Source organism: Kitasatospora sp. MY 5-36, assembly GCF_001182915.1.
GTDB lineage: Bacteria > Actinomycetota > Actinomycetes > Streptomycetales > Streptomycetaceae > Kitasatospora.
In genome coordinates this window covers 1-4,748 of the sequence record NZ_LFVW01000764.1, presented here as the reverse complement: position 1 = coordinate 4,748, position 4,748 = coordinate 1, and the positions used below count along the sequence as shown (strand labels likewise).

Here is a 4,748-nt window from a genome sequence, read left to right as displayed (position 1 = left end):
CGGCGGCGGTGGGCGGGGCGGTGGCGACGGGGGCTCTGGCCGGGGCGGGCTCGGGAACGGGCTCGGGGGAGCGCTCGGGGGTGTGGAACGTGAGCGACTTCGCCGGGGCCGCCGCGGTCGTCGTGGCGGCGGCGGCCGCCGCCGTGGTGCCGAAGTCGAGGTCGGCCTGCTTGGGCCGGCTCCCGTTCTCGTGGCTCGGGCGGCCGTCCATCGGGGTGTCGAGCCCGTAGTAGCGGTACAGCTGGAGCTCCTGGGCGGGGGACAGGTGCTGGCCGACGCCGAAGTCCGGCGACTCCTTCACCAGCGACTTGTCGTACGGCACCCGGAGCTCGTCGCCGGCGAACTCGCTCGTGGTCAGCGGGACGAAGGCGTCCCGGCCGAAGATGCCGGTCCGGACCGCGGCCCACTCGGGCCGGCCGGTGGCGTCGTCCAGGTAGACCTCGTCGACCGTGCCGATCTTGTCTCCGTTGCGGTCGACGGCCTTGTGACCGATGAGGTCCCGGGGGTCGATGTCGGTCTGCACTCTTTCCTCCCGTGCGCTGAGCTTGCGGAACTCCCGCAGGAAGGCGGCCGGAGCACCCGTTCCGTCCGCCACTTCACACCAAAAGCCATGAATCGGACGGACGCGAGCGGGGTGCGCCGGACGGGCTGCGCGCTGGACCGTCCGGGGGACGCGCGTAGACCCCGAACGACCTGACGCACCCGTGATCGGGGGGCCTCCCGCTGGTACCCTGGGCGACGACCGCAGAGCCCGCTCGGGAGAGTCTCCGACTGCGAAAGCCGCTGGTCGGAGCGCCGAAGGAGCAACTCCTCCCCGGAATCTCTCAGGCATCCGTACCGTGTGGGGTAGGTCACTCTGGAAAGCAGGGCAGGAGCGTCGGCGCGGAAGCCGGCGATCACCACCCTCACCGACGGTGCAAGCCGACGGAGCGCCCACAGCGCCCCGTGCGGGTGAAGCTCTCAGGTCCCGATGACAGAGGGGGAGGCCTGTCGGGTCCGCCCGCCCAGGTTCGTCCGCTGTCCGCAGCGGCGAGGCCGGCCGGCGTGCGTACCCCCGCCGGTCCGTGACCAGGAGGCCTCGACCACCATGAACGCCCAGCCGAACGCGGGACGCCCCACCGGCGCCTCGACCCTCACCGAGCTTGAGCTGGCCAGCCCCTTCGAGAACCGCCACATCGGCCCCGACGCCGCCGCGCAGGAGAAGATGCTGGCGTCCGTCGGCTACGGCTCGCTGGACGAGCTCGCCGCCACCGCGGTGCCCGAGGCGATCCGCTCCATCACCGCCCTGGACCTGCCCGCGGGCCGGACCGAGGCCCAGGTCCTCGCCGAGCTGCGCGAGCTGGCCGGCCGCAACCAGGTGCTCCAGCCGATGATCGGCCTGGGCTACTACGGCACCTTCACCCCGCCGGTGATCCTGCGCAACGTCATGGAGAACCCGGCCTGGTACACCGCCTACACCCCGTACCAGCCGGAGATCTCGCAGGGCCGCCTGGAGGCGCTGCTCAACTTCCAGACCCTGGTCTCCGACCTGACCGGCCTGCCGACCTCCGGCTCCTCGCTGCTGGACGAGGGCACCGCGGCCGCCGAGGCGATGGCGCTGGCCCGCCGCGTCACCAAGGTCAAGGGCGGCGTCTTCCTGGTCGACGCCGAGACCCTGCCGCAGACCGTCGCGGTGATCAACACCCGTGCCGTGCCGACCGGTGTCGAGGTCGTCGTCGCCGACCTGTCCGAGGGCATCCCGGCCGAGATCGTCGAGCGCGGCGTCTTCGGCGTGCTGCTCCAGTACCCGGGCGCCACCGGTGTGGTCCGCGACCTCACCGCGGTGATCGAGCAGGCGCACGGCCTGGGCGCGATCGTCGCCGTCGCCGCCGACCTGCTCGCGCTGACCCTGCTCAAGTCCCCGGGTTCGTTGGGCGCCGACATCGCCTGCGGCACCTCGCAGCGCTTCGGCGTGCCGATGGGCTTCGGCGGTCCGCACGCCGGCTACCTGTCGGTGCGCGCCGAGTTCGCCCGCTCGCTGCCCGGCCGCCTGGTCGGCGTCTCCGTCGACGTCGACGGCAACCGCGCCTACCGCCTGGCGCTGCAGACCCGCGAGCAGCACATCCGCCGCGAGAAGGCCACCAGCAACATCTGCACCGCCCAGGTGCTGCTCGCCGTGATGGCCTCGATGTACGCCGTCTACCACGGCCCCGACGGCCTGGCCGACATCGCCCGCCGCACCCACCGCTACGCCGCCGCCCTCGCCGAGGGCCTGCGGGCCGGCGGCGTCGAGCTGCTGCACGGCGAGTTCTTCGACACCGTCACCGCCGTCGTCCCGGGCCGCGCCGCCGAGATCGCCGCCGCCGCCCGCGCCAACGGCATCAACGTCCACCAGGACGGTGCGGACCGGATCTCCGTCTCCACCGACGAGACCACCACCCGCGAGCACCTGGCCGGCGTCTGGGCCGCGTTCGGCGTCCCCGCCGTCGAGGTCGCCGAGGCCGCCGAGACGCTGCCCGCCGCGCTGCTGCGCGAGGACGAGTACCTGACCCACCCGGTCTTCCACAGCCACCGCTCGGAGACCGCCATGCTGCGCTACCTGCGCCGCCTGTCGGACCGGGACTACGCGCTGGACCGCGGCATGATCCCGCTGGGCTCCTGCACCATGAAGCTCAACGCGACCACCGAGATGGAGGCGGTGACCTGGCCGGAGTTCGGCCAGCTGCACCCCTTCGCGCCGATCGACCAGGCCCAGGGCTTCCTGACCCTGATCCGCCAGCTGGAGCAGCAGCTGGTCGAGGTGACCGGCTACGACGCCGTGTCGATCCAGCCGAACGCGGGCTCGCAGGGCGAGCTGGCCGGTCTGCTGGCCGTGCGCGCCTACCACCACGCCAACGGCGACACCCGGCGCGACGTCTGCCTGATCCCGTCCTCGGCGCACGGCACCAACGCGGCCTCCGCGGTGATGGCCGGCATGCGTGTGGTCGTGGTGAAGACCCTGGTCGACGGCGACGTGGACGTCGAGGACCTGAAGGCGAAGATCGAGCAGCACCGCGACAACCTCGCCGTGCTGATGGTCACCTACCCGTCCACCCACGGCGTGTACGAGACCCAGATCACCGACATCTGCGCCCTGGTGCACGAGGCCGGCGGCCAGGTGTACGTGGACGGCGCCAACCTGAACGCCCTGGTCGGCCTGGCCAAGCCGGGCAAGTTCGGCGCGGACGTCTCGCACCTGAACCTGCACAAGACCTTCTGCATCCCGCACGGCGGTGGCGGCCCGGGCGTCGGCCCGGTCGCGGTGCGCGCCCACCTGGCGCCGTACCTGCCGAACCACCCGCTGCAGCCGGAGGCCGGCCCGGCCACCGGCGTGGGCCCGATCTCGGCCGCGCCGTGGGGCTCGGCGGCCATCCTGCCGATCTCCTGGGCGTACGTCCGGCTGATGGGCGGCGAGGGCCTCAAGCACGCGACCCAGGTCGCGGTGCTGAACGCCAACTACATCGCCAAGCGCCTGGCGCCGCACTTCCCGGTGCTCTACACCGGCCCGGGCGGGCTGGTCGCGCACGAGTGCATCATCGACCTGCGCCCGCTGACCAAGGAGACGGGCGTGACGGTGGACGACATCGCCAAGCGCCTGATCGACTACGGCTTCCACGCGCCGACGATGTCCTTCCCGGTGGCCGGCACGCTGATGATCGAGCCGACCGAGTCCGAGGACCTGCACGAGATCGACCGGTTCTGCGACGCGATGATCACCATCCGGGCCGAGGTCGACAAGGTCGGCTCGGGCGAGTGGGCGGCCGACGACAACCCGCTGCGCAACGCCCCGCACACCGCCGCCACGCTGGCCGGCGACTGGGCGCACGGCTACTCGCGGCAGGAGGCGGTCTTCCCGGCGGGCGTGAACCCGGCGGACAAGTACTGGCCGCCGGTGAGCCGGATCGACGGCGCGTACGGCGACCGCAACCTGGTCTGCTCCTGCCCGCCGCTGGACGAGTACGGCGTCTGACCCGACCGGGCCCAGGAGGTCCGGGTCGGACGGCAGGGCCCCGGCGGAGTTCTCCGCCGGGGCCCTGCCCGTCTGCGCTGGTCGGCGGCTGCCCCCGCCGTACGGTCGGACCGGGTGGTCAGGCCGCGTGGGCGACGGGGCGGCGCGGGGCGATCACCCGGCCGTCGGGCAGCAGTTCGCCGGTGTCCTCGAACAGGACGACGCCGTTGCAGAGCAGGCTCCAGCCCTGCTCCGGGTGACGGGCCACCGATACGGCCGCCTCGCGGTCCTCGGACTCGGCCGTCGGGCACTCAGGACGGTGCTGGCACATGCGTACCCTCGCTTCGCTCTGCGATCCTCCCCGTGGTGCGGTCGCCGGAGGTGGTGCCGTCCGGGGCCGCCGCGGTGGTCGGATCCTGTCCGCGCGCCGGCCAAGTGTGGGCCGGCGCCCAAGTGGGTAGGACAGGGGGTCCTTCCACGCTGGTTCCCAGTGTCGGCATCCCGGGAGCCGCGCGCAGGGATTTCGTGACATGCGCCACAACTCCCGGGTAGAGATCACCCGTTCAGGTGGGGCCGACGGGAAAAGGCGCACCGGTGGGTCAGTCGGGACATGGCCCGTTGGGGCCATGCCGAATGGCCCGGACGGGTGGTCACCGTTCGGGTGAGGGTTTGGGAGCGGGCGCGCGGGCGCGGTCGAGGGCCGCCGGGCGGGTGGGCCCGGCGGCCCGTGGGGCGTCGGCGGGTCAGGAGGTGCCGAGCAGCAGCGGCCCGGCGAGCGGGG

The 4,748-nt window shown here is 73.0% G+C and carries 2 protein-coding genes, 1 pseudogene and 1 riboswitch; of the genes and pseudogenes, 1 reads left to right on the top strand and 2 read right to left on the bottom strand.

Translation table 11 applies throughout. The features are described 5' to 3' along the window. Positions 1-139: 139 nt before the first annotated feature. Positions 140-523 (bottom strand): annotated as a pseudogene (locus AE652_RS45680) (PRC-barrel domain-containing protein); the annotation flags it as partial. 223 nt (positions 524-746) lie between these two features. Next, a riboswitch (glycine riboswitch) is annotated at positions 747-850 on the top strand. A 237-nt stretch (positions 851-1,087) separates the two neighbouring features. On the opposite strand from AE652_RS45680, the gene gcvP reads away from it, so the two are divergent. Beyond that, positions 1,088-3,988, top strand: a complete 2,901-nt coding sequence (gene gcvP / locus AE652_RS35490; protein ID WP_049659120.1) for an aminomethyl-transferring glycine dehydrogenase — start codon at positions 1,088-1,090, stop codon at positions 3,986-3,988. A gap of 118 nt (positions 3,989-4,106) precedes the next feature. Here gcvP and AE652_RS35485 read toward each other — a convergent pair whose 3' ends face one another. Beyond that, a complete protein-coding gene (locus tag AE652_RS35485; RefSeq protein WP_049659119.1) occupies positions 4,107-4,298 on the bottom strand; it encodes a DUF5999 family protein in 192 nt (63 codons plus the stop codon). Between the last annotated feature and the right edge of the window lie 450 nt (positions 4,299-4,748).

Bases quoted from the DNA above. Each gene is read 5' to 3' on its own strand.
- gcvP (WP_049659120.1), top strand. From the start codon at position 1,088: ATGAACGCCCAGCCGAACGCGGGACGCCCCACCGGCGCCTCGACCCTC.
- AE652_RS35485 (WP_049659119.1), bottom strand. From the start codon at position 4,298: ATGTGCCAGCACCGTCCTGAGTGCCCGACGGCCGAGTCCGAGGACCGC.